The 19,779-nt window shown below is 65.6% G+C and carries 22 protein-coding genes; 12 read left to right on the top strand and 10 right to left on the bottom strand.

Features of this window, described 5'->3' with window-relative positions; translation table 11 throughout:
* The first annotated feature begins 241 nt into the window (after positions 1-241).
* Positions 242-1,357: a hypothetical protein gene (locus B2527_RS01905; protein ID WP_293705855.1), complete on the top strand. Its 1,116-nt coding sequence runs from the start codon at positions 242-244 to the stop codon at positions 1,355-1,357.
* A 13-nt stretch (positions 1,358-1,370) separates the two neighbouring features.
* On the opposite strand, the gene B2527_RS01900 is transcribed toward B2527_RS01905, so the two are convergent.
* Positions 1,371-1,865, bottom strand: a complete 495-nt coding sequence (locus tag B2527_RS01900) for a MarR family winged helix-turn-helix transcriptional regulator (RefSeq protein ID WP_293705854.1) — start codon at positions 1,863-1,865, stop codon at positions 1,371-1,373.
* 126 nt (positions 1,866-1,991) lie between these two features.
* On the opposite strand from B2527_RS01900, the gene hppD reads away from it, so the two are divergent.
* The 3 genes from hppD to hmgA all read left to right on the top strand — a co-directional run bounded on the left by hppD (position 1,992) and on the right by hmgA (position 4,986).
* On the top strand, positions 1,992-3,101 hold the full coding sequence (hppD, locus tag B2527_RS01895) for a 4-hydroxyphenylpyruvate dioxygenase (protein WP_293705853.1): 1,110 nt from the start codon (positions 1,992-1,994) through the stop codon (positions 3,099-3,101).
* Between the two features lie 101 nt (positions 3,102-3,202).
* Positions 3,203-3,601: an endonuclease domain-containing protein gene (locus B2527_RS01890; RefSeq protein WP_293705852.1), complete on the top strand. Its 399-nt coding sequence runs from the start codon at positions 3,203-3,205 to the stop codon at positions 3,599-3,601.
* 86 nt (positions 3,602-3,687) lie between these two features.
* Complete coding sequence (gene hmgA, locus B2527_RS01885; RefSeq protein ID WP_293705851.1) at positions 3,688-4,986, top strand: homogentisate 1,2-dioxygenase; 1,299 nt, start codon at positions 3,688-3,690, stop codon at positions 4,984-4,986.
* Position 4,987: 1 nt separating this feature from the next.
* On the opposite strand, the gene B2527_RS01880 is transcribed toward hmgA, so the two are convergent.
* Complete coding sequence (locus tag B2527_RS01880) at positions 4,988-5,494, bottom strand: hypothetical protein (RefSeq protein ID WP_293705850.1); 507 nt, start codon at positions 5,492-5,494, stop codon at positions 4,988-4,990.
* Between the two features lie 131 nt (positions 5,495-5,625).
* On the opposite strand from B2527_RS01880, the gene B2527_RS01875 reads away from it, so the two are divergent.
* The 3 genes from B2527_RS01875 to B2527_RS01865 all read left to right on the top strand — a co-directional run bounded on the left by B2527_RS01875 (position 5,626) and on the right by B2527_RS01865 (position 7,873).
* Positions 5,626-6,219, top strand: a complete 594-nt coding sequence (locus tag B2527_RS01875) for a lectin (RefSeq protein WP_293705849.1) — start codon at positions 5,626-5,628, stop codon at positions 6,217-6,219.
* Positions 6,220-6,282: 63 nt separating this feature from the next.
* Entirely contained in the window at positions 6,283-7,236 is a 954-nt protein-coding gene (locus B2527_RS01870; protein ID WP_293705848.1) for a calcium/sodium antiporter, read from the top strand.
* Positions 7,237-7,519: 283 nt separating this feature from the next.
* Positions 7,520-7,873, top strand: coding sequence for a hypothetical protein (locus B2527_RS01865; protein WP_293705847.1), 354 nt, complete (start codon positions 7,520-7,522; stop codon positions 7,871-7,873).
* Between the two features lie 96 nt (positions 7,874-7,969).
* Here the strand turns inward: B2527_RS01865 and B2527_RS01860 are convergent, their stop codons facing one another.
* From B2527_RS01860 to B2527_RS01835, 6 genes are read right to left on the bottom strand one after another with little or no spacing between them, the layout of a single operon-like run.
* Positions 7,970-8,290 (bottom strand): Na+/H+ antiporter subunit G, encoded by a 321-nt coding sequence (locus B2527_RS01860; RefSeq protein WP_405051648.1) that lies wholly within the window; start codon positions 8,288-8,290, stop codon positions 7,970-7,972.
* On the bottom strand, positions 8,287-8,529 hold the full coding sequence (locus B2527_RS01855; protein WP_231732514.1) for a K+/H+ antiporter subunit F: 243 nt from the start codon (positions 8,527-8,529) through the stop codon (positions 8,287-8,289). Before B2527_RS01855 ends, B2527_RS01860 begins: the two co-directional genes overlap by 4 nt.
* Before the next feature lie 38 nt (positions 8,530-8,567).
* Positions 8,568-9,074, bottom strand: coding sequence for a Na+/H+ antiporter subunit E (locus B2527_RS01850; RefSeq protein WP_282271845.1), 507 nt, complete (start codon positions 9,072-9,074; stop codon positions 8,568-8,570).
* Positions 9,071-10,615, bottom strand: coding sequence for a monovalent cation/H+ antiporter subunit D (locus tag B2527_RS01845; protein ID WP_293705846.1), 1,545 nt, complete (start codon positions 10,613-10,615; stop codon positions 9,071-9,073). Before B2527_RS01845 ends, B2527_RS01850 begins: the two co-directional genes overlap by 4 nt.
* Positions 10,612-10,992 (bottom strand): Na+/H+ antiporter subunit C, encoded by a 381-nt coding sequence (locus B2527_RS01840; RefSeq protein WP_282271841.1) that lies wholly within the window; start codon positions 10,990-10,992, stop codon positions 10,612-10,614. Before B2527_RS01840 ends, B2527_RS01845 begins: the two co-directional genes overlap by 4 nt.
* Positions 10,992-13,820, bottom strand: a complete 2,829-nt coding sequence (locus B2527_RS01835; protein WP_293705845.1) for a monovalent cation/H+ antiporter subunit A — start codon at positions 13,818-13,820, stop codon at positions 10,992-10,994. The genes B2527_RS01840 and B2527_RS01835 overlap by 1 nt, the downstream gene beginning before the upstream one ends.
* A gap of 552 nt (positions 13,821-14,372) precedes the next feature.
* Between B2527_RS01835 and B2527_RS01830 the strand changes: the two genes are divergently transcribed.
* Entirely contained in the window at positions 14,373-15,296 is a 924-nt protein-coding gene (locus B2527_RS01830; RefSeq protein WP_293705844.1) for an NAD-dependent epimerase/dehydratase family protein, read from the top strand.
* Between the two features lie 19 nt (positions 15,297-15,315).
* Here the strand turns inward: B2527_RS01830 and B2527_RS01825 are convergent, their stop codons facing one another.
* On the bottom strand, positions 15,316-15,789 hold the full coding sequence (locus B2527_RS01825; RefSeq protein WP_293705843.1) for a DUF962 domain-containing protein: 474 nt from the start codon (positions 15,787-15,789) through the stop codon (positions 15,316-15,318).
* Between the two features lie 96 nt (positions 15,790-15,885).
* The gene (locus tag B2527_RS01820) at positions 15,886-16,812 is read right to left on the bottom strand and encodes a phosphoribosylaminoimidazolesuccinocarboxamide synthase (RefSeq protein ID WP_293705842.1); all 927 of its coding nucleotides are present in this window, start codon (positions 16,810-16,812) and stop codon (positions 15,886-15,888) included.
* A 165-nt stretch (positions 16,813-16,977) separates the two neighbouring features.
* On the opposite strand from B2527_RS01820, the gene B2527_RS01815 reads away from it, so the two are divergent.
* The 4 genes from B2527_RS01815 to yegS all read left to right on the top strand — a co-directional run bounded on the left by B2527_RS01815 (position 16,978) and on the right by yegS (position 19,740).
* The gene (locus B2527_RS01815) at positions 16,978-17,307 is read left to right on the top strand and encodes a J domain-containing protein (RefSeq protein ID WP_293705841.1); all 330 of its coding nucleotides are present in this window, start codon (positions 16,978-16,980) and stop codon (positions 17,305-17,307) included.
* An 11-nt stretch (positions 17,308-17,318) separates the two neighbouring features.
* A complete protein-coding gene (gene rpe, locus B2527_RS01810; protein WP_293705840.1) occupies positions 17,319-17,993 on the top strand; it encodes a ribulose-phosphate 3-epimerase in 675 nt (224 codons plus the stop codon).
* Positions 17,994-18,002: 9 nt separating this feature from the next.
* Positions 18,003-18,488 carry a GNAT family N-acetyltransferase gene (locus tag B2527_RS01805; RefSeq protein WP_293705858.1) on the top strand — a complete coding sequence of 162 codons (486 nt, stop codon included), beginning with the start codon at positions 18,003-18,005 and terminating at the stop codon, positions 18,486-18,488.
* A 322-nt stretch (positions 18,489-18,810) separates the two neighbouring features.
* Complete coding sequence (gene yegS / locus B2527_RS01800; protein ID WP_293705839.1) at positions 18,811-19,740, top strand: lipid kinase YegS; 930 nt, start codon at positions 18,811-18,813, stop codon at positions 19,738-19,740.
* Positions 19,741-19,779: the final 39 nt, after the last annotated feature.

Here is a 19,779-nt window from a genome sequence, read left to right as displayed (position 1 = left end):
TTGCTGTTAGCTGTTAGCTGTCGGCTGGAAGCAAAGCCAAAGCCAAAGCCAAAGCCAAAGCCAAAGCCAAAGCCAAAGCCAAAGCCAAAGCCAAAGCCAAAGCCAAAGCCAAAGCACCCCTCCCCAGCCCTCCCCTGCGCGATGCGCAAGGGAGGGGGCAACAGCCGCCATCTTCATTTTGTTCGCCCGCGGCCGCTAACGAAGCAATCCCCCTGCATCCGGCTCATCGCCCTCTTTCCCCATGCAGCCAGCTGCCAGCCCCGATTCCAGCCCCGAGACCACCGTACAGGACCTGTCTGGCACCAGCCTGCCCACGGTGGAGGAACTGCTGGACGAAAGCGCAGCACCGGAAGAGCCCGCACCGCCGGCGCACTACCGGCTGCCGCAGGCGGCGGTGCCGCCCAACATCATGCTGCAGTCGGCGGTGACGCGACTGGTGGAACAGAAGGAGCAGATCGACCAGGTCGCGCGTAATGGTCTGCTCGCAGGCCTGCTGCCGAGCGAATGGAGCAGCAGCCCCGGCAACGAACTGCGTGCCTTCGTTGCCTCGGTGGTGCCGTTTGCCTCGGACGCCGCGCGCGGTGAGACCACTGCCGCGCGGGTGCCGCTGAAGTTCCTGCTGGGGCATTCACAGCGCTGGGGCGTCCGGGATGTGGCCGAGCCCAGATCGTTGTCGGCCTATCTGGCCAGTGATGACCGCGCCAACAGTGGCAGCCCGGAGCATGCCGAGGTGATGTTGTTGGCACCGCTGGGGCTGGCCTGGGCGCACAGTGGCCGCAGCCGCGTGGGCTTTCTGCGCAGCATGGGCGTCGAGTCGATGGCGGCGCGGGTCACTGCCTTGCCGTATCCGACGGCGGCGCAGCTGGCGCTGTACCAGGTCCACTGCGATGGCCTGCCGCAGGTGTGGTGCGTGCTGGACAAGCGCAAGCTGCGCGCGCTGTCCGCGCCGGCGTTGACGCTGCCGTTGTTGACCGCCTATGGAGTGGACGCGCCACAGTCATGGCCATCCAACTGGCCCGATCCGTCCGAGGTTGGCGCGGAGTTAGCATTGGCGCGTACCGGCAAGACTGTCGCCGAGGTCGACCTGGTCAAACTGGTGGACAAAATTGGACGCAGCCGGGCCGGCGAGGCCTGGGCCGGCGCCAGTCTGATGCAGCTGCACACCTGGGTACCACGCTGGCGCTTCTTCCTGGCCTCGTTCATCGGTCTGCCGGCAGGCCTGTTGTTGCTGGCCGCGCTGGCCCTGCCGGGGCGGGTGGAAGCAGCGGCCGTGGCGGCCGCACTTGGCTTTGCCGGCGGTGCCATCGCCGCATTGGCCGCGCCGTGGATCTACGCGCAGCGCAAGCACCTGAGCTGATCGTCGGCGACGATCAGCCTTCGGTCATGCGCGGCAGGCCGGCATCTGCCAGACGCGTGATCAGGCGTTCCAGTACCTGTTCTTCTTCCTCGCTGAGCGCCGACATCAGGCGGCGTTCCATCTCGATCACCATCGGTGCGATGGTCTCGTAGACCTCGAAGCCGGCGGCCGACAGTGCCAGCACCGAGCGCCGGCGGTCATCGCCATGGGTCTCGCGTTTGATGAAACCGCGCTCCAGCAGGCGCGCCACTGCGCGGCTGACGGCCACCTTGTCCATCGCCGTGCGCTCGGACACTTCGCTGGCCGAGGAGCCCGGGTACAGCGCCAGGATGGTGATCACCCGCCATTCGGGAATGGCCAGGCCATAGCGCTCGCCGTACAGCCGGGCGATGTTGCCGCTCACCCGGTTGGACAACACGCTGATGCGGTAAGGCAGGAACTGCTCAAGATCCAGCAACACGTGCGAGGCGCGGATGCTGGTGGACTTGCTGTAATCGGAAGAGCTCATGCTGCAGTGCACCTTGATGGTGGTTTCATGTGAAACTATAACCTTCGGTCCAGACCCGCTTTTTGGCGAGTCTTCCTGTTTTCATCGCCGGCACCCCGGCGACCGCCATGCTTCCGGAGGCAACCCATGAATACCCCAACCGCATCCAACGCGCCCAACCTGGGCATGCAGGTCACCACCTTTGAAAACCCGATGGGTATCGATGGTTTTGAGTTCGTCGAGTTCGCCGCACCGGCGGGGCAGGCTGCCCAGCTGCACGACTACTTCAAGAACATGGGGTTCACGGCCGTCCTCCGCCACCGGCAGCGTGCTATTACCGTCTACCGTCAAGGCGGCGTCAACTTTCTTGTGAACGAGGAGCCCAACTCGTTTGCCGCCGACTTCGCCGCCAAGCATGGGCCGAGCGCCTGCGGCTTCGCCATCCGCTTCCAGAAGCCGGCCGCCGAGGTACTGTCGGCGGCCTTGGGCAACGGTGCCGAGGAAGTGGACCTGCTGGCCGAAACCCGCGCGGTACCGGCACCGGTGATCAAGGGCATCGGTGATTGCATGCTGTACCTGGTGGACCGCTACGGTACGACCGGCAGCATCTACGATGCCGACTACGAGGTCATCGACGGTGCCGAGCAGAACCCGGTCGGCTTCGGCCTGACCTTCATCGACCACCTGACCCACAACCTGTACCTGGGCAACATGCAGCAGTGGTCGGACTACTACGAGCGCCTGTTCAACTTCCGCGAGATCCGCTACTTCGACATCAAGGGGGCCAAGACCGGCCTGGTGTCCAAGGCAATGACCGCACCGGACGGCATCGTGCGCATCCCGCTCAACGAGTCGTCCGACCCGAAGAGCCAGATCAACGAATACCTCGACGCCTACAAGGGCGAGGGCATCCAGCACATCGCCTGCTTCACCGACAACATCTACGACACCGTCGAGGCGATGCGCGCGCAGGGCATTGAGTTCCTGGACACGCCGGACACCTACTTCGACGTGGTCGACCTGCGCATTCCGAACAATGGCGAAGATGTCGAGCGCCTGCGCAGGAACAAGATCCTGATCGACGCCGACCCGGAAACCAAGCAGCGCAAGCTGCTGCAGATCTTCACCCAGAACTGCATTGGTCCGATCTTCTTCGAGATCATCCAGCGCAAGGGCAACGAGGGCTTTGGCGAAGGCAACTTCCAGGCCCTGTTCGAAAGCATCGAGCGCGACCAGATCAAGCGTGGTGTGCTGTAAGACGCAGCGCGCTATAGGACATAGCCCCTCTCCCGCCGGGAGAGGGGTTGGGGTGAGGGCGAAGCTGCTAAAGATCACGGAAGGCGCAAGGAGGCCGTTTCATGAGCTACAGCAGCAAACCGCCATTACCCACGGTTACTCTGGGCCGCGCCCGCAGGCTTCGCCGTAACCAGACCGACGCCGAGCGCAAGCTCTGGAACAGGTTGAGGAGCGGCCAGCTGTGCGGCTTGAAGTTTCGCAGGCAGCATCCGGTTCCGCCGTACATCGTGGATTTTTACTGTGAGGCCAAACGGCTGGTGGTGGAGCTCGATGGCTCACAGCACAATGAAGACATTGATCGGGTACGCACTCGCTTCCTGGAACAGCAAGGTTTGACCGTATTGCGCTTCTGGGACAACGATGTGTTGCTGCAGGTGGATGCGGTGCTGGAAGCCATTCTGATGATGGCTGAAAGCCTTACCCTCACCCCAACCCCTCTCCCGGAGGGAGAGGGGCTTTAAGCGGCATTGCTTCAGCTCTTACCCTCACCCCAACCTCTCTCCCGGAGGGGTGGGGCTTTGAACGCAACAACACAGGCAGGTTCGTGATGGTCAGCAACGCTTATCAATCCGGCTTCGGCAATGAGTTCGCCACCGAGGCTGTGCCCGGCACCTTGCCGGTGGGTCGCAATTCGCCGCAGCAGGTGGCGCACGGGCTGTATGCCGAACAGCTGACCGGCACCGCCTTCACCGCGCCGCGTGGCAGCAATCGCCGCAGCTGGCTGTACCGCATCCGCCCGGCGGCGATGCACGGTGAATTCACCCCGTTCGAGCAGCCGCACCTGCACAGCGATTTCAGCCATGCGGCCGCTTCGCCCAACCAGCTGCGCTGGGACCCGCTGCCGCTGCCCACCACGCCCACCGATTTCGTCGAGGGCCTGTACACGATGGGCGGCAACGGCTCGGCCGAAGCCCATAGCGGCGCAGGCATCCACCTGTATGCGGCCAACGCCGACATGCGCGGGCGCTACTTCTACAACGCCGATGGCGAGCTGTTGATCGTGCCGCAGCTCGGCCGCCTGCGCCTACGCACCGAGCTGGGCGTGATCGAGATCGAACCGCAGCAGATCGCGGTGATCCCGCGCGGCGTGCGCTTCGCGGTGGAGCTGCCGGATGGCCAGGCGCGTGGCTATGTCTGCGAGAACTTCGGCGCGCTGCTGAAGCTGCCCGACCTCGGCCCGATCGGCAGCAATGGCCTGGCCAACCCGCGCGACTTCGAAACCCCGGTCGCCGCCTTCGAAAACCTCGACGGCCAGTTCGAGCTGGTCGCCAAGTTCCAGGGCCGCCTGTGGCGTGCCGACATCGGCCACTCGCCGCTGGACGTGGTCGGCTGGCACGGCAACTACGCGCCGTACCGCTACGACCTGCGCCACTTCAACACCATCGGCTCGATCAGCTACGACCACCCGGATCCATCGATCTTTCTGGTGCTGCATTCGGCCAGCGATACCCCGGGCACCAGCAACCTGGATTTCGTGATCTTCCCGCCGCGCTGGCTGGTGGCGCAGAACACCTTCCGCCCGCCGTGGTTCCACCGCAACATCGCCAGCGAGTTCATGGGCCTGATCCACGGTGCCTACGACGCCAAGGCCGAGGGCTTCGTGCCTGGCGGTGCGTCGATGCACAACTGCATGACCGGCCACGGCCCGGATGCGGCCACCTTCGACAAGGCCTCGCAGGCCGACCTGTCCAAGCCCGACGTGATCACCGACACCATGGCCTTCATGTTCGAGACCCGTGGCGTGATCCGCCCGACCGAACAGGCCATGCAGGCCGCGCACCGCCAGCGTGGCTACCAGGCCTGCTGGAGCGGGCTGCGCAACAACTTCGCGCCGCCGAAGAACTGAGTCAGGCTGGCAGCGGTGCCAGCACCGCTGCCAGGTGTGCCTCCGGCAATACTTCCTGCAGGCGCCCGCGGACCCGCTGGGTGTAGCCATCGGAGGTCATTGCCGGCAGGTGGCTCAGCGCCAGCTTCAGCGCGCTGACGGTATCGGCCTCCGCGCGCGCGGCCTGCAGCAGCTTGTGCAGATGGGCAGCGGTGGGGTTGCGCTGCAGTGCCAGGATGTCCAGTACATAGATGCGTGCGACCACCATCGAGCGCCGCCGCTCCACCGGTGCAGCGGCCACTGGCGCAGCGGGTGCCGTGCTTGTGGCGGCAGCATCCTCGGCCAGTACATAGCCCTCGCGCTGGAGCTGCGCGATCAGCGCCGCCGCGTCGTCCCCCAGCATGCCGCCGAGCTCGGCCAGGCTGCGTTTGCCATCACACAGGATCAGCGCCCTGCGTTGGCGCAGGTCCAGCGCGTTGCCGTGCGTCTGCAGCACGGTGCGGCCACGTTCGGTCTTGAGCGGGTGCATGGGGATGGGAGCAGGCGGGGTGAGTGCCCAGACTGTCGCCTGCAGGTGAAATCACGATGACAAAGGTGTCTTCGCGCGTGCTAGGCACGGTTGCGGCTAGACTCCACCGCGGACCCCGCTGGAGTCACCGCATGAAGCGCATCGCCTTGCCGTTATCCCTGTTGGCCATGCTGCTGGCAGCCTGCCAACGCACGCCACCGGCCGAGCCTGTGGCAACTGGACCCGCCGCCGCACCGGCAGCGCAGGCCACGCCCGCACCCCCCGCCACGGCGGTGGTGGCGGGTGACGCGGATTGGCAGGGCTATGGGCCCGCACAGTTGGGCATCGATGTGGAACAGCTGCGCGTGGCCTGGGGGGAGGAGCTGCAGGGCGACGCGGCCGCTGACGGCGGCTGCTATTACCTGTCATCGCCGGCAAACACCTCGGCGGGGCCGTTCTTCATGCTCGAAGGCAACCAGTTCCTGCGCTATGACGTGCGTGGGGGCGACGCCCCGGCGCCGGGCGGGGGCCGGATAGGCATGGATCTGGCGCAGCTGCAGGCGCTGTACCCGCAGGCCGAGGCGCCGCAGCCCCACAAATATGTGGATGGCGGCAAAATGCTGCGGGTGCCGGCCAGCGATGGCAGCCAGAGCTGGCTGGTGTTCGAGCTCGGCGCCGACGGCCGGGCCAGTGCCTGGCGGGTGGGCGTGCCGCCGCAGGTGGATTACGTCGAAGGCTGCGGCTGATACCCTGCTGCCGCAACAGGCGCGGCCGCGGGTCGCCGCCATCCACGCCGGGAGAAACGAAGGATGTTTGAAGCGATCGCATGGTTTGTACTGGGTCTGGTGCTGTTGGCCCTGGGCGGTGACTCCATCGTCAAGGCGGCCTCTGGCCTGGCCCAGCGTTTCGGCGCCTCGCCTTTCGTTGCCGGCTTGCTGCTGGTGGCCTTCGGTACCTCGCTGCCGGAGCTGGTGGTCAACGCCCGCGCGTTTGCCGTAGGGGCGCAGGAGCTGGCCCTGGGCAATGCGGTAGGCAGCAACATCGTCAATGTCGGTTTGACCCTGGCGCTGGCGGCCCTGGCCTATCCGTTGCTGGTGCGCACCCGTCTGCTGTCGCCGCTGCTGGTGCTGCTGGCGGTGGCCAGCCTGGCCCTGATCGTGTTCGGTCTGGATGGTGCCATCAGCCGCATCGAAGGCATCGTGCTGCTGCTGGGCTTCGTGGGGATGCTGGCGTTCGTGCTGCGCCGTGCGCGGCAGGAACCGGCGGCGCTGCAGGAGGCAATTGCCGACTACGCCACCACCCGCACCGTGCTTGGCTTGAACCTGATCCGCCTGGTCATCGCCGCGGTGGTGCTGTACTACGGTGCGCGCTTTGTCGTGCAGTCCGCGCCGGTGATTGGTGCAGCCTGGGGCATGTCGCCGCTGCTGACCGGCCTGTTGCCGGTGGCCATTGGCACCGCGCTGCCGGAGGTGGCAGCCGCCATTGCCGCGGCACGCCGCGGGCAGGGCGACATGGTGGTGGGCCACGTGATCGGCTCCAGCCTGTTCAATGTACTGGTGGTTATCGGCGGCATGGCGGCCCTGCGGCCGATGCCCTTGCCGGCCTCGTTCGTACGCCTGGAGCTGCCAGCGGCGATCGTGTTCGTGCTCATGCTGTACCCGATGCTGCGCGGCGACCTGAAGATCAGCCGTGGCGAAGGCGCGGTGTTGTTCGTCGCGTTCCTGGCGTGGGTAGGCCTGGAGTTGGCGCTGTTCACCTTGTAAGAGCGGCGTAAGCCGTGAAACTGACAAGAACCAAGGCGCCGGATTGAATGCATCTCCCTGCTGCGTTGCCCCTGCTGCTGCGGTGGCTGCGCTGCTGACGCCGGTTCCACAGGTTGGGTGGCGCCGTTGTCCCTTGCATTCAATGCCCGTGCTCGGCTTGAATCAGCGGCTCCAAGCTGACAAGGAGTCGAGCATGCGTAGGTTTATGTTGATGGTTGTGGCGTGCATGGGTTTGGCTGGATGTGCGCATGTCGGCCGTAGCAGCACATGGCTGGATCCTTCCATGGCGGTGCAGTTGGCGGCTGCCGCTGGGCCGCAGCGCGGGGTGGATGGGGTGTTTGCGCTGACGGTGCGTGCCAGTGGCAATGCCGATGGCAGGTTGTACCTGAACTCCCAATCGGATTACCGCGATCCGCGCAATCTGAGCATCAGCATCGGCCCCGGTGCAGTTCAGGAGTTGGTGGCTCAATATGGGGCGGATCCTGGCACAGCCTTGAAGGGACGCGCGATTCTGGTGCGGGGTGCGGCGCGGATGGTGCGTATCGGGTTCGTTGCTGATGGCAGGCGCGTCAGCGACAAGTATTACTACCAGACACATGTGCGGGTAGATGACGCCAGGCAGCTGCAGCTGCGCTGACGCGGACCTGTAATGCCGGGCCATGCTCGGCAGCGGCGTTACCGGGAAGCCCTCATGCCGAGCATGGCTCGGCACTACAGGAGGAACTGCTCGGTATTACTCTTTTGGCGGCTCCGGCCGGCTTTCCATCATCAGCGACAGCGCGGCCTTGGCCATCAGGTGGGCGCTGATCGGGGCGGTGATGAACAGGAACACGGTGATCAGCAGCTCGCGCGGCTGCGGGTCCTGGCCGAGGAAGATGTGGTACGCCACCGAACACACCAGCACGCAGCCCACGCCCAGCGTGCTGGCCTTGGTCGGTGCGTGCAGGCGTTTGAAGAAATCGGAGAAACGCACCAGGCCGAGTGCACCGACCAGGATGAAGAAGCAGCCGAAGGCCAGCAGCGCCGACAATGCGATCTGCAGAAAGGTGATCATTCGACGATATCCCTGCGCAGCACGAACTTGCTCAGCACCACGGTGCTGCAGAAGCCGAGCATGGCGATGATGAGTGCAGCTTCGAAGTAGATGGCCGAGTCCAGGTACATGCCGAACAGCATCAGCTCGGCGATGGCGGTGACCGACAAGGTGTCCAGCGCCAGGATGCGATCGGGCACGGTCGGCCCGCGCAGCAGCCGCCACAAGCCCAGCAGCATGGCGATGCCGACCACGTGCATGCACACGATCAGCGTGGTTTCGAATATCTGGTAACCGTTCACGGGAAGATCTCCATCAGCGGCGCTTCGTAGCGGCTCTTGATCTCGTTGATCAGGGCGTTGGCATCCTCAAGGTGCAACACATGCACCAGCAGATGGCGGCGGTCCTCGGACAACGCCGCCGACACCGTGCCCGGGGTCAGGGTGATGAAACTGGTCAGTGCGGCGATGCCGTGGATGTTGGCGATATCCAGTGGTACCCAGATGAAGCCGGGCTTGAGCTTGTGCTCGGGCCCCAGCACCTGCGCGGCCACGCGCAGGTTGGAGACCAGGATGTCCCACAACACCACGGCCAACAGCTTGGGTACCGGCCGCAAGCTGCCGAGGCGGGCGAACTCGCGGTCCAGGCGCGCGGCGAACAGCGGGATCACGGTTCCAAGCAGCATGCCCAGCAGCAACTGGCCAAGGTCGAAGCTGTCGGACATCAACAGCCAGAAGGCGACCACGGTGATCGACAGGGCGGGCGATGGGAATACCCGGCGCAGCAGGGGGCGACGTTCGCTCATGGCTGCCTCACCTGCGGCGTGGTGCCGCGTACGTCTTGCAGGTACTGATCCGGCGCCAGCAGCTGCGTGGCGATGGCATCGGTCTGCCGCATCAGCGGCCCGGCGAACACCGTCATCAGCACCACATAGCCGAGCAGCAGGCAGGTGGCGGCGGTTTCGAAGGGACGTGCCGGGGCTTCATCCGGTTCTGGCGGGGGAGCACTGTCATCGTCACCGGGTACATGCCAGAACAGGCGGATGCCGGTGCGGGCCAGGCCCATGATCACCAGCAGGCTGCTGCCCAGCACGGCGCTCCAGACCACGGCGGTATGTGCTTCCGGCACGGCCGAGAGCAGCGCGGCCTTGGCCAGGAAACCGGCCAGCGGCGGCAGGCCGGCAACGGCCACCGCACCAACCAGGAACAACAGGCCCGGCACGGTCTTGCCCGGCAGTACGGTGAGCTCATGCTCGCGGCGGCGGTCGGCCTGCTGGCGCCGGCGCCGCATCAGGTCGGCGATCAGGAACAGCGCAGCGGCGGCGAAGGTGCTGTGCGGCAGGTAATACAGGCCAGCGGAGATGGTGCCGGTGCTGCCCAGCGCGAAGGCGATGAACAAGGTCGCCGCAGACACCACCACCAGGTAAGCCACCAGCACGCTCATGCGGGTGGCTGCCAGTGCACCCAGCGCGCCAACCACCAGGGTCGCGATGCCGGCCCACAACAGCCAATCGCTGCCGTAACCACTCAGCGCGCCGGCGTCGGCATCGAACCACAGCGAGGTCACGCGCAGCACCGAGTACAGGCCGACCTTGGTCATGATCACGAACAGCGCGGCGACCGCGGCCGGCGCACGTGCATACGACTCCGGTAGCCACAGATACATCGGCAGCAGCGCTGCCTTGGAGCAGAACACCAGCAGCAGCAAGCCCAGGGCGGCCTTGGCCAGCTTCAGGTGCGAGGGTGGCAACTCGACGATGCGCTGGCTGATCTCGGCCAGGTTCAAGGAACCCAAGGTGGCGTAGAGCATGCCCAGCGCGATCAGGAACAGGGTCGAGGCGGTGACGTTGAACACCACGTAATGCAGGCCGATGCGCATGCGCAGGCCACGTCCGCCGGACAGCAACAGGCCGTAGGAGGCGATCAGCATCACCTCGAAGAACACGAACAGGTTGAAGATGTCGCCGGTCAGGAAGGCGCCGTTGAGGCCGACCAGTTGGAACTGGAACAACGCATGGAAGTGCGGCGCGCGCCGGTCCCAACCGGTGCAGGCGTACAGCAGGCAGGCGATGGCCAGCAGCAGGGTGGTGAGCAGCATCCAGCCGGCCAGGCCATCAGCCACCAGCGCGATGCCAAGCCGTGCCGGCCAGTCACCCAGAAGGTAGGCCGAGATCTGGCCCTGGCTGGTCTGTGCGAACAGTAATGCCACCGCCGCTGCCAGCGCGGCCATGCTGGCCCAGGCCACCGTGCGTTGCACCTTGGGGCCATAACGGCGGTGTTCGATGAACAGCGACAGCGCAGCGCCCAGCAGTGGAATCAGGATCGGCAGGATCACCAGGTGATTCATGCGCCAGCCTCCGGCTTGGCCGCTTGCTCAGCCGGCAATTCGGGTTCATGCGCGTCGACGTGGTCGCTGTGGTTGTCGCTGCGGCTGCGCATCGCCAGCACGATGCTGACCGCGGTCATCGCAAACGCAATCACGATGGCGGTCAGCACCAGCGCCTGCGGCAGCGGGTCGGTGTAGTGCACCAGGCTGGTGGCCACGCCGTCCTTGAGCACCGGCGCCTTGCCGGTGACCGGCCGCCCCGCGCTGAAGATCAGCAGGTTGGTGGCATAGGACAGGAAGGTCATGCCCAGGATCACATCGAAGCTGCGAGCACGCAGCAACAGGTACACGCCGATGCCGGCCAGTACGCCGATGGCGCTTGCCAGTGCCAGTTCCATCAGTGCATCTCCCCGGTGCGTGCCGAACGGCGGTGGATATCGATTTCGCCGTTGCGGGCATTGCGGGTGCGCGAGGGCTTGATGGTGCCCATCATCGACAGGATCAGCATCACCCCGCCAAACACCACCAGGTAGACGCCGGTGTCAAAACCAATCGCACTGGCCAGCGGCACGGTGCCGATCAGCGGCAGCTCCAGGTCGAGGTGGCCACTGGTCAGGAACGGTACGCCGAACAGCATCGAGGCCACGCCGCTGAGCAGGGCGATCAACAGGCCCAGGCCGATGCAGCGGATGTAGTCGAAGCCGAAGCGCGACTCCACCGACTCGGTGCCCTGGATCACGTACTGGATCAGCAACGGCACCGCCAGCACCAGGCCGGCGACGAAGCCGCCACCAGGCGCGTTGTGGCCGCGCAGGAACAGGAAGATCGACACCGTGAGCGTCAGCGGGAACATGATCTGGGCCAGATCGGCAGGCACCGGCAGCTTGATGGGTGGGCCCGGCATGATCTGCTCCGGCGCCATCCGCGTGCGCCGCAGCATCGCGTGCACCACCAGCGCGGCGATGCCGAACACGGTGATCTCGCCGAAGGTATCGAAGCCGCGGAAGTCGACCAGGATCACGTTGACCACGTTGTGGCCATAGGCCTCGGGCAGTGAACGCAGCAGCATTTCACCGGACATGGTGTTGGGCGGCAGCGTCATCAGCGAATAGGCCAGCGCGGCGATGCCGCCGCCGGCAAGGATGGCGAGCACCGCATCGCGGCGCTTGCGCCAGCGCGAGTGCTCCGGCGGCGACTGTGCGGGCAGGTAGTTCATGCCCAGCAGCATCAGCACCAGCGTCACCATCTCCACCATCAGCTGGGTCAGGGCCAGGTCCGGTGCCGACAGGAACACGAAGGTCAGCGCCACCATCAGGCCGGTGCCGCCCATCACGATCACCGCCAGCAGACGCTGCTGGTACAGGAACAGCCCGGCGAACGCGCAGGCCAGCATCACCAGCCACAGTGTCCAGCCCAGCAAGGGCATGGACTGCGGGGCCGGCCACACCGGCATCACCGGATTGGCGATGTAAGGCGCTGCAGCGACGATCACCGCCACCAGCACCAGCGCGAACAGCATGCGCTGCAGGCTGCCATTGGCCAGCACGGTGGTGACGCGGTGGGCGAAGCCGAACAACGCGTCCAGCCCGCGATGGAACAGGTGCTTGCCGGTGGGGCGGTTGCGCGCGGCATACAGGTCGGTGAAGCGGCGCAGGCCGAAGTACAGCGCAACACCGCCGACCACGCCAATCGCGCTCATCGCCAACGGCAGGTTGAAGCCGTGCCAGACCGACAGGCTGTACTCCGGCATTGACGTGCCAAGGATCGACGCCGCTGCGGTCTGCAGCACCGGTGCGATGGTCAGCGCCGGGGCGATGCCGACGGCCAGGCAGATCACTACCAGCACTTCCACCGGCACCTTCATCCAGCGCGGCGGCTCATGCGGCACCACCGCGATGTCGACCGGGCCCTTGCCGAAGAAGGTGTCGTGGACGAAACGCAGGCTGTAGGCCACGCCAAGGATGCCGGCGAGCAGGGCGGCGGCGCTCATCGCCGAGCGCATCCAGTCCGGGCCCTGCGTTGCCAGTGCCTCGGCGAACAGCATTTCTTTGGACAGGAAGCCGTTGAGCAGCGGGATGCCGGCCATCGCCAGCGAGGCGACGATGGCCAGTGCGCTGGTGATCGGCATCAGCCTGCGCAGGCCGCCGAGGCGGCGCATGTCGCGGGTGCCTGTCTCGTGGTCGATGATGCCGGCGGCCATGAACAGCGAGGCCTTGAAGGTGGCGTGGTTGAGGATGTGGAACACGCCGGCCACCACTGCCATCGGTGTGGACAGGCCGAACAGCAGGGTGATCAGGCCCAGGTGCGAGATCGTCGAATAGGCCAGCAGGCCTTTGAGGTCGTGCTGGAAGATCGCATTCCAGGCGCCGATCAGCAGGGTGAGCGCACCGATGCCGCTGACCACGTAGAAGAACAATTCGGTGCCGGCCAATGCGGGGTGCAGGCGTGCCAGCAGGAATACACCGGCCTTCACCATGGTCGCGGAGTGCAGGTAGGCCGAGACCGGCGTCGGTGCTGCCATCGCATGCGGCAGCCAGAACTGGAACGGGAACTGCGCGCTCTTGGTGAAGATGCCGGCCAGCACCAGCAGCAGTGCCCACGGATACAAGGCGCTGCTGCGGATCACGTCGCCCGAGGCCAGCACCACGTCCAGGTCGAAACTACCGACGATGCGGCCGATCAACAGCACGCCGGCCAGCAGCGCCAGACCGCCGCCGCCGGTGACGATCAAGGCCATGCGCGCGCCCTCGCGGGCGTCCTTGCGGTGCGACCAGAAGCCGATCAGCAGGAACGAACTGATGCTGGTCAGCTCCCAGAACACCATCAACAGCAACAGGTTGCCGGCCAGCACCATGCCCAGCATCGCGCCCATGAACAGCAGCAGGTAGCTGTAGAAGCGGCGCGCGCTGTCCTGCGGGGACAGGTAGTAATGCGCGTACAGCACCACCAACGCACCGATGCCCAGCACCAGCTCGCCGAACATCCAGGCCAGGCCATCCAGGCGCAGGCTGAAATCCAGGCCGATCTGCGGCAGCCACTGCCAGCTGTTGCGGACGATCTCGCCGTCGAGCACGGCCGGGGTGACGCTGCCCAGCAGGGCCAGCCCCAACACCGGTGCCGCGCCCGCCAGGCAGGCGGCCGCGCCACGTGACAGGCGGCCCGTCAGGGCAATGGCCGCTGCCAGCAGGAACGGCAACGCAAGCAGCAGCAACAGGACGGGCGTCATGTAGGGGCGCGGTTCAGAAAGGGGTTTTGCAGTCTAACAGGCGATTTTTTCGATCCGCGACTTTTTCTGAATGATCCGTTCGGGTTGGATCGGCGGAGCCAGTACTGCCAGTGGCTGCGGGCGGAAAACGCGGAAACTTTGGCCCATCGCTAGCTCCTGGGGGCCTGCCCCGATCAGCTGCAGTGGACCGTCTTTGGTCGGTATGGCAGCGGCGATCAGGTAGCCCGGGTAAGCGCAGCGCACCGGGGAGCGCAAGGTATTGCCCGATGAGAAAGACATCGCGACCGGTATTGGCAGTCATCGCCCCCTGCTCCCCGGGTGCGCTGCGCTTACCCGGGCTACATCGCGGGCGAGCAGGCGGGTCGTTGGTGGGCGTGGGGTGAGCCGCGAAGCTGGCGAATCATCGGCTGGCACAGATGCCCAGCGTGTCAGCAATGTCAGCGTCGCTGTTTACACCGCTGCTGCGACAGCCGGCCCCGCAGTTCGCACCGAGCAAGGCCAACTCCCGGTGGCGGCTACGGAATCGGGCCTGCTTCGCCTATCCTTCCGCGCATGGAGAACGATATTCACAGCGCAGCGGTCGCTGGCCGCGCGCTGGTATTTGGTGGCAGTGGCCAGATTGGCGAACCCTTGTTGGCGCAGCTGCTGGCAGCTGGCTGGGAGGTGACGGCGGTGTCACGCCAAGCCCACGCCGACACACCGGGTGTCCACTGGGTGCAGGCCGATCTTTACGGCTTCTGGCGCGATGGACAGGCCTTCGACGCGGTGATCAGCTGCGGTCCCTTGGACAATTTCGCTCGCTGGTATGCCGGATCGGATATCCACAGCCCGCGGGTGGTGGCGTTCGGCTCGACCAGTGCCGAGGTCAAGCAGGACTCGGCCGAACCGGCCGAAAGGGACGTCGCCCGCCGGCTGCGGGAAGCGGAGCAGCTGCTGTTCGCCACCGCCGCCGAACGCGGGGTGGCTGCCACCGTACTGCGCCCGACCCTGATTTACGGTGCCGGGCGCGACAAAACCCTTACCTCGATTGCGCGTATGGCCCAGCGCACGCGCCTGCTGGTATTGCCAACCTCCGCCAAGGGCATGCGGCAACCAGTGCATGTGCAGGACCTTGCCAAGGCGGTGTTGCAGGTGCTCCCTGCAGCCGCCAGCCATGGCCGGGCCTATGCGGTGGGGGGGGGCGAGGTACTGCCCTACAACCAGATGGTGCGGCGGGTCTTGGCCACGTTGCGACCGCGCCCGCTGCTGCTGCGGGTACCCACGCCGCTCTTCGTGTGGGCGTTGCGCAAGGCGCACGGCAAGGGACGGTTGCTCGGCATGAACGAGGCGGTGCTGGAACGCATGCGTGATCCGCTGGCGTTCGACATCGAGCCGGCGCGGCGTGATTTCGGCTATGCACCGCGGGCCTTCCTGGTGCAGAGGGGAATGTTTGTCGGCATCAACGAGGGTGCCGAGGAAACCTTGCCGGAGCACTGAACCGTGGTGGCCTGCTGCCTCAATAACGCCAGCCGAACTGCCGGAACAGCTTGGCCAGCACCCAGATCGGGCCGATCAGCAGGTAGGTCAGGTCGGTGAGGAAACTCGGCCGGCGGCCTTCGATCTTGTGGCCGATGAACTGCGCGATCCATGCCACCACGAACACACCGATGGCGATGTACAACAGCATCTGGATGCCGAGCCGGTCTTCCAGCAGCCGGCAGATGCAGCCGAACACGAAGAAGATGATCAGCATGCCGATGCCCAGCGGGCGGGACAGCCGGTTGTAATAGGCCCAGGTGCCGAACATGGCGAACGCCGCCCAGATGCCATGCTGGAACCACGGCACCAGCGGCGGGATGCACCACAGCAGGGCGATGACTGACCACAGGATCGCGGGCACCGCGATGACGTGGATGGCCTGGTTGGTGTGGTTGACGTGATCGCCGGAGTAGCTGGCGAAGTAACGATCCACCGGTCGCGCAATACTCATTCCACGTTCCCTCCCGGGTTGACTGGCAGAGCATAGCGCGGCTTCCCTACGGATGCGCACGGTGGCCGTGCGCATCCGTGACCGGTACTGCAGGAATCAGTCGACGCTGATGCCGGCCAGCCTGTCCAGCGCTTCGGCGTATTTGGCGCGGGTGCGTTCGATCACCTCGGCCGGCAGAGCGGGGCCCGGGGCGGTCTTGTCCCAGTCCAGCGTCTCCAGGTAGTCGCGCACGAACTGCTTGTCGTAGCTGGGCGGGCTGATGCCCACCTGGTATTCGTCGGCCGGCCAGTAACGCGAGGAGTCCGGGGTCAGCATCTCGTCCATGATGTACAGACGGCCATCGGCATCAGTGCCGAACTCGAACTTGGTGTCGGCCAGCAGGATGCCGCGTTCGGCCGCGTATTCGGCGGCGAACTTGTAGATGCGCAGGGTCGCGTCACGCACCTTCTCGGCCATGTCGGCGCCAACCGCCTTGACCATCGCGTCGAAGTCGATGTTCTCGTCGTGGTCGCCCACTGCCGCCTTGGTCGACGGGGTGAAGATGGCCTCGGGCAGCTTTTCGGCCTGCTGCAGGCCGTCGGGCAGGGCGATGCCGCTGATCTTGCCGGTGCGCTGGTAGTCCTTCCAGCCGCTGCCGATCACGTAGCCGCGGGCAATGGCTTCCACCGGTACCGGCTTGAGCTTCTTGGTCACCACCGCACGCTTGGCGTACAGCGCCGGGTCCACGCCTTCGGGCAGCACGCTGGCCACGTCGATGCCGGTCAGGTGGTTGGGCATCAGGTGCGCGGTCTTGGCGAACCAGAAGTTGGATACCTGGCACAGCATCTCGCCCTTGCCCGGGATCGGGTCGGGCAGCACCACGTCGAATGCCGACAGGCGGTCGGTGGCAACCATCAACAGGTATTCGCCCGGGGGTGTTCCGGCTGGCAGACGTTCGCGCGGGATATCAAACACATCACGCACCTTGCCACGATGGCGCAAGGGCAGGCCGGGAAGATCGGATTGCAACAGCGTGGTCGGCACGGGCACTCCTGGGACTTGGCAATGAATGCCGCCGGCGTGGAGGACCCGGGTCTGGAGGACCCGCAGGGCCCGCGGCTGGTCGGCGGGCGGCCTAGTGTACGGCGGGATTGGGCCGCTGTGGCATAAAATGCACGTCTTGATTGTCCTCAGGCCATTCGCCCACCCATGCGCTGGTACGGAAAACTGTTCGGTTTCATTGCCGGGGCCCTGCTTTTCAGGCCCAACCCCTTGTTTGGCGGGATAATTGGCCTGTTGCTGGGGCATGCCTTCGACAGCGACTGGTTCAAGCTGGGGAAGGACCTGCCGTACCGTGAGCTGGGGGTCCCCCGCGACGCCACCGACGCCGAGATCGACCTGGCCTACCGCCGCCTGATGTCCCAGTACCACCCCGACAAAGTGGCCGGCGCCGCCCCCGAGCTGCGCGCCCATGCTGAAAAGAAGGCCCGGCAGATCAACGCCGCCTACGACCGCATCAAAACCCTGCGCAAGCGCTGAAAGGCTCCGTCATGTCCAACTGCATCATCGCCCCGTCCATTCTCTCGGCCAATTTCGCCAAGCTCGGCGAGGAGGTCGACAACGTGTTGGCCGCCGGCGCCGACTGGGTCCATTTCGACGTGATGGACAACCATTACGTGCCCAATCTGACCATTGGCCCGATGGTCTGCCAGGCGCTGCGCAAGCATGGCGTCACCGCGCCCATCGACGTGCACCTGATGGTGGAGCCGGTGGACCGCATCGTGCCGGACTTCGCCGAGGCCGGTGCCAGCATCATCAGCTTCCACCCGGAAGCCAGCCGCCACGTCCACCGCACCATCCAGCTGATCAGGTCGCATGGCTGCAAGGCCGGGCTGGTGCTGAACCCGGCAACCCCGGTCGAAGTGCTGGACTGGGTGCTGGAAGACCTGGACCTGGTGCTGCTGATGTCGGTCAACCCGGGCTTCGGCGGCCAGGCCTTCATCCCGTCGACGCTGGACAAGCTGCGCGCGGTGCGGGCGATGATCGACAAGCTCGGCAAGCCGGTGCTGCTGGAAGTGGACGGCGGCGTAAAGGCCGACAACATCGGTGAGATCGCCGCTGCCGGTGCCGATGCCTTCGTTGCCGGTTCGGCCATCTTCAACGCGCCCGACTACGCCGAGATGATCAGCAAAATGCGCGGCAATGTTGCTGCGGCGCGAGGCTGAGTGATGCGCGTGGCTGAAGTGCAGATCCGTCCGGCCATCGCTGATGACGCAGGCCTGATCCTGCACTTCATCCGCGAGTTGGCCATCTACGAGAAAGCCGAATCCTCGGTGCAGACCGACGAGGCCGGCATTCGTGCCAGCCTGTTTGCTGCCGATGCCAAGGCACAGGCCCTGATCTGCGAGCGCGGCGGTCAGGCCATCGGTTACGCGGTGTTCTTCTACAACTACTCGACCTGGTTGGGTCGCAATGGCATCTACCTGGAAGACCTGTACGTCAGCCCCGATGCGCGCGGCAGCGGGGCCGGCAAGGCCTTGCTGCAGCACATTGCCAGGCTGGCGGTGGAGCAGGGCTGCGGCCGCTTCGAATGGTCGGTGCTGGACTGGAACACCCCGGCCATCGATTTCTACAAGGCCGCCGGCGCGGTAGCGCAGGACGAATGGACGGTCTACCGCCTGCAAGGCGAAGCGCTGCAGAAATTCGCCAAAGGCGGCTGAACCGTAGTGCCGAGCCATGCTCGGCAGAGGCTTCACCGACAATGCCAAGGTAGTGCCGAGCCATGCTCGGCAGGGGCTTCACCTGTGATCTTTGGAATTCCCCGGTAATGCCCCAGCCGAGCATGGCTCGGCTCTACCGGTGAAACAAAAAAAAGCCGCAACGTTGCCGTTGCGGCCGGGGAATCATCGGAGGCTGATCCTGCCTCCATCCATCGTCCTTGCTATGGCCTTTCATTCTCCGGATGCGCTGTGACAACACAGTGACATTCACCCGCCTGCAGCAATCCCCTTGCTAGGCTGCGCGCCTTCCCTGGAGATCCGCATGCAAGCAGCACCCTGGTACCTGATCCTCAATGGCAAATCCGCTGGCGACGATGGCGTGCGCGATGCAGTGACGCAGGTCCGTGAAAAAGGGCAGCGTCTGCAGGTGCGGGTGACCTGGGAAGCCGGCGACGCCGAGCGCTATGTGCGCGAAGCCATCGCCGCGCAGGCGCAGCTGCTGATTGCAGGCGGCGGCGACGGCACCTTGAGCGAAGTCGCCGAGGCGCTGGCGCACACGGGGCAGGATGCGGCGCGATTGCCGGCCTTGGCCTTGCTGCCATTGGGCACCGCCAACGACTTCGCCACCGCTGCCGGCATTCCGTTCGAACCGTTGCCGGCATTGCAGCTGCCAGCACATACACAGGCGCGCACCATCGATCTGCTGCGCGTGGAGGGCGATGGCAAGGTCCACTGGTGTGCCAACCTGGCCAGCGGCGGCTTTGGCACCGAAGTGACGGTGGAGACCCACGAAGGCCTGAAGAAGATGCTCGGCGGCCTGGCCTACGTCGTCACCGGGATCGGCAAGCTGGGCCGGATCGAGCCGATCCAGGCGCGCATCCACGGCAAGGATTTCGAGTGGCAGGGTGGTTTCATCGCACTTGGCGTTGGCAATGGGCGCCAGGCCGGTGGCGGCCAGCAGCTATGCCCCGATGCGCTGTTGGATGATGGCTTGCTGGACCTGACCATCATTCCGGAGCTGTCCGGCGAACTGATGACCACCCTCGGTACCTTGTTCAGCGAAGGCAAGCATGCGGCGCTGGAGCAGGTGGCTGAACGCGCACGGCTGCGCGAGCTGTGGATCGAGGCCGAGCAACCGCTGACCCTGAATCTGGACGGTGAACCGCTGCAGGCCCGACGTTTCCACATCCAGTGCGTGGCCGGGCGGGTACGCATGCATCTGCCGGCCGCAACCCCCTTGCTGCGCGGTTGAATCGTTGCCGCTGCAAGCAAATCCCCATGCTGCGGATGC

The sequence above is a fragment of the Stenotrophomonas sp. UBA7606 genome (assembly GCF_002477705.1).
GTDB lineage: Bacteria > Pseudomonadota > Gammaproteobacteria > Xanthomonadales > Xanthomonadaceae > Stenotrophomonas.
This window is presented reverse-complemented; position numbering and strand designations above follow the sequence as displayed.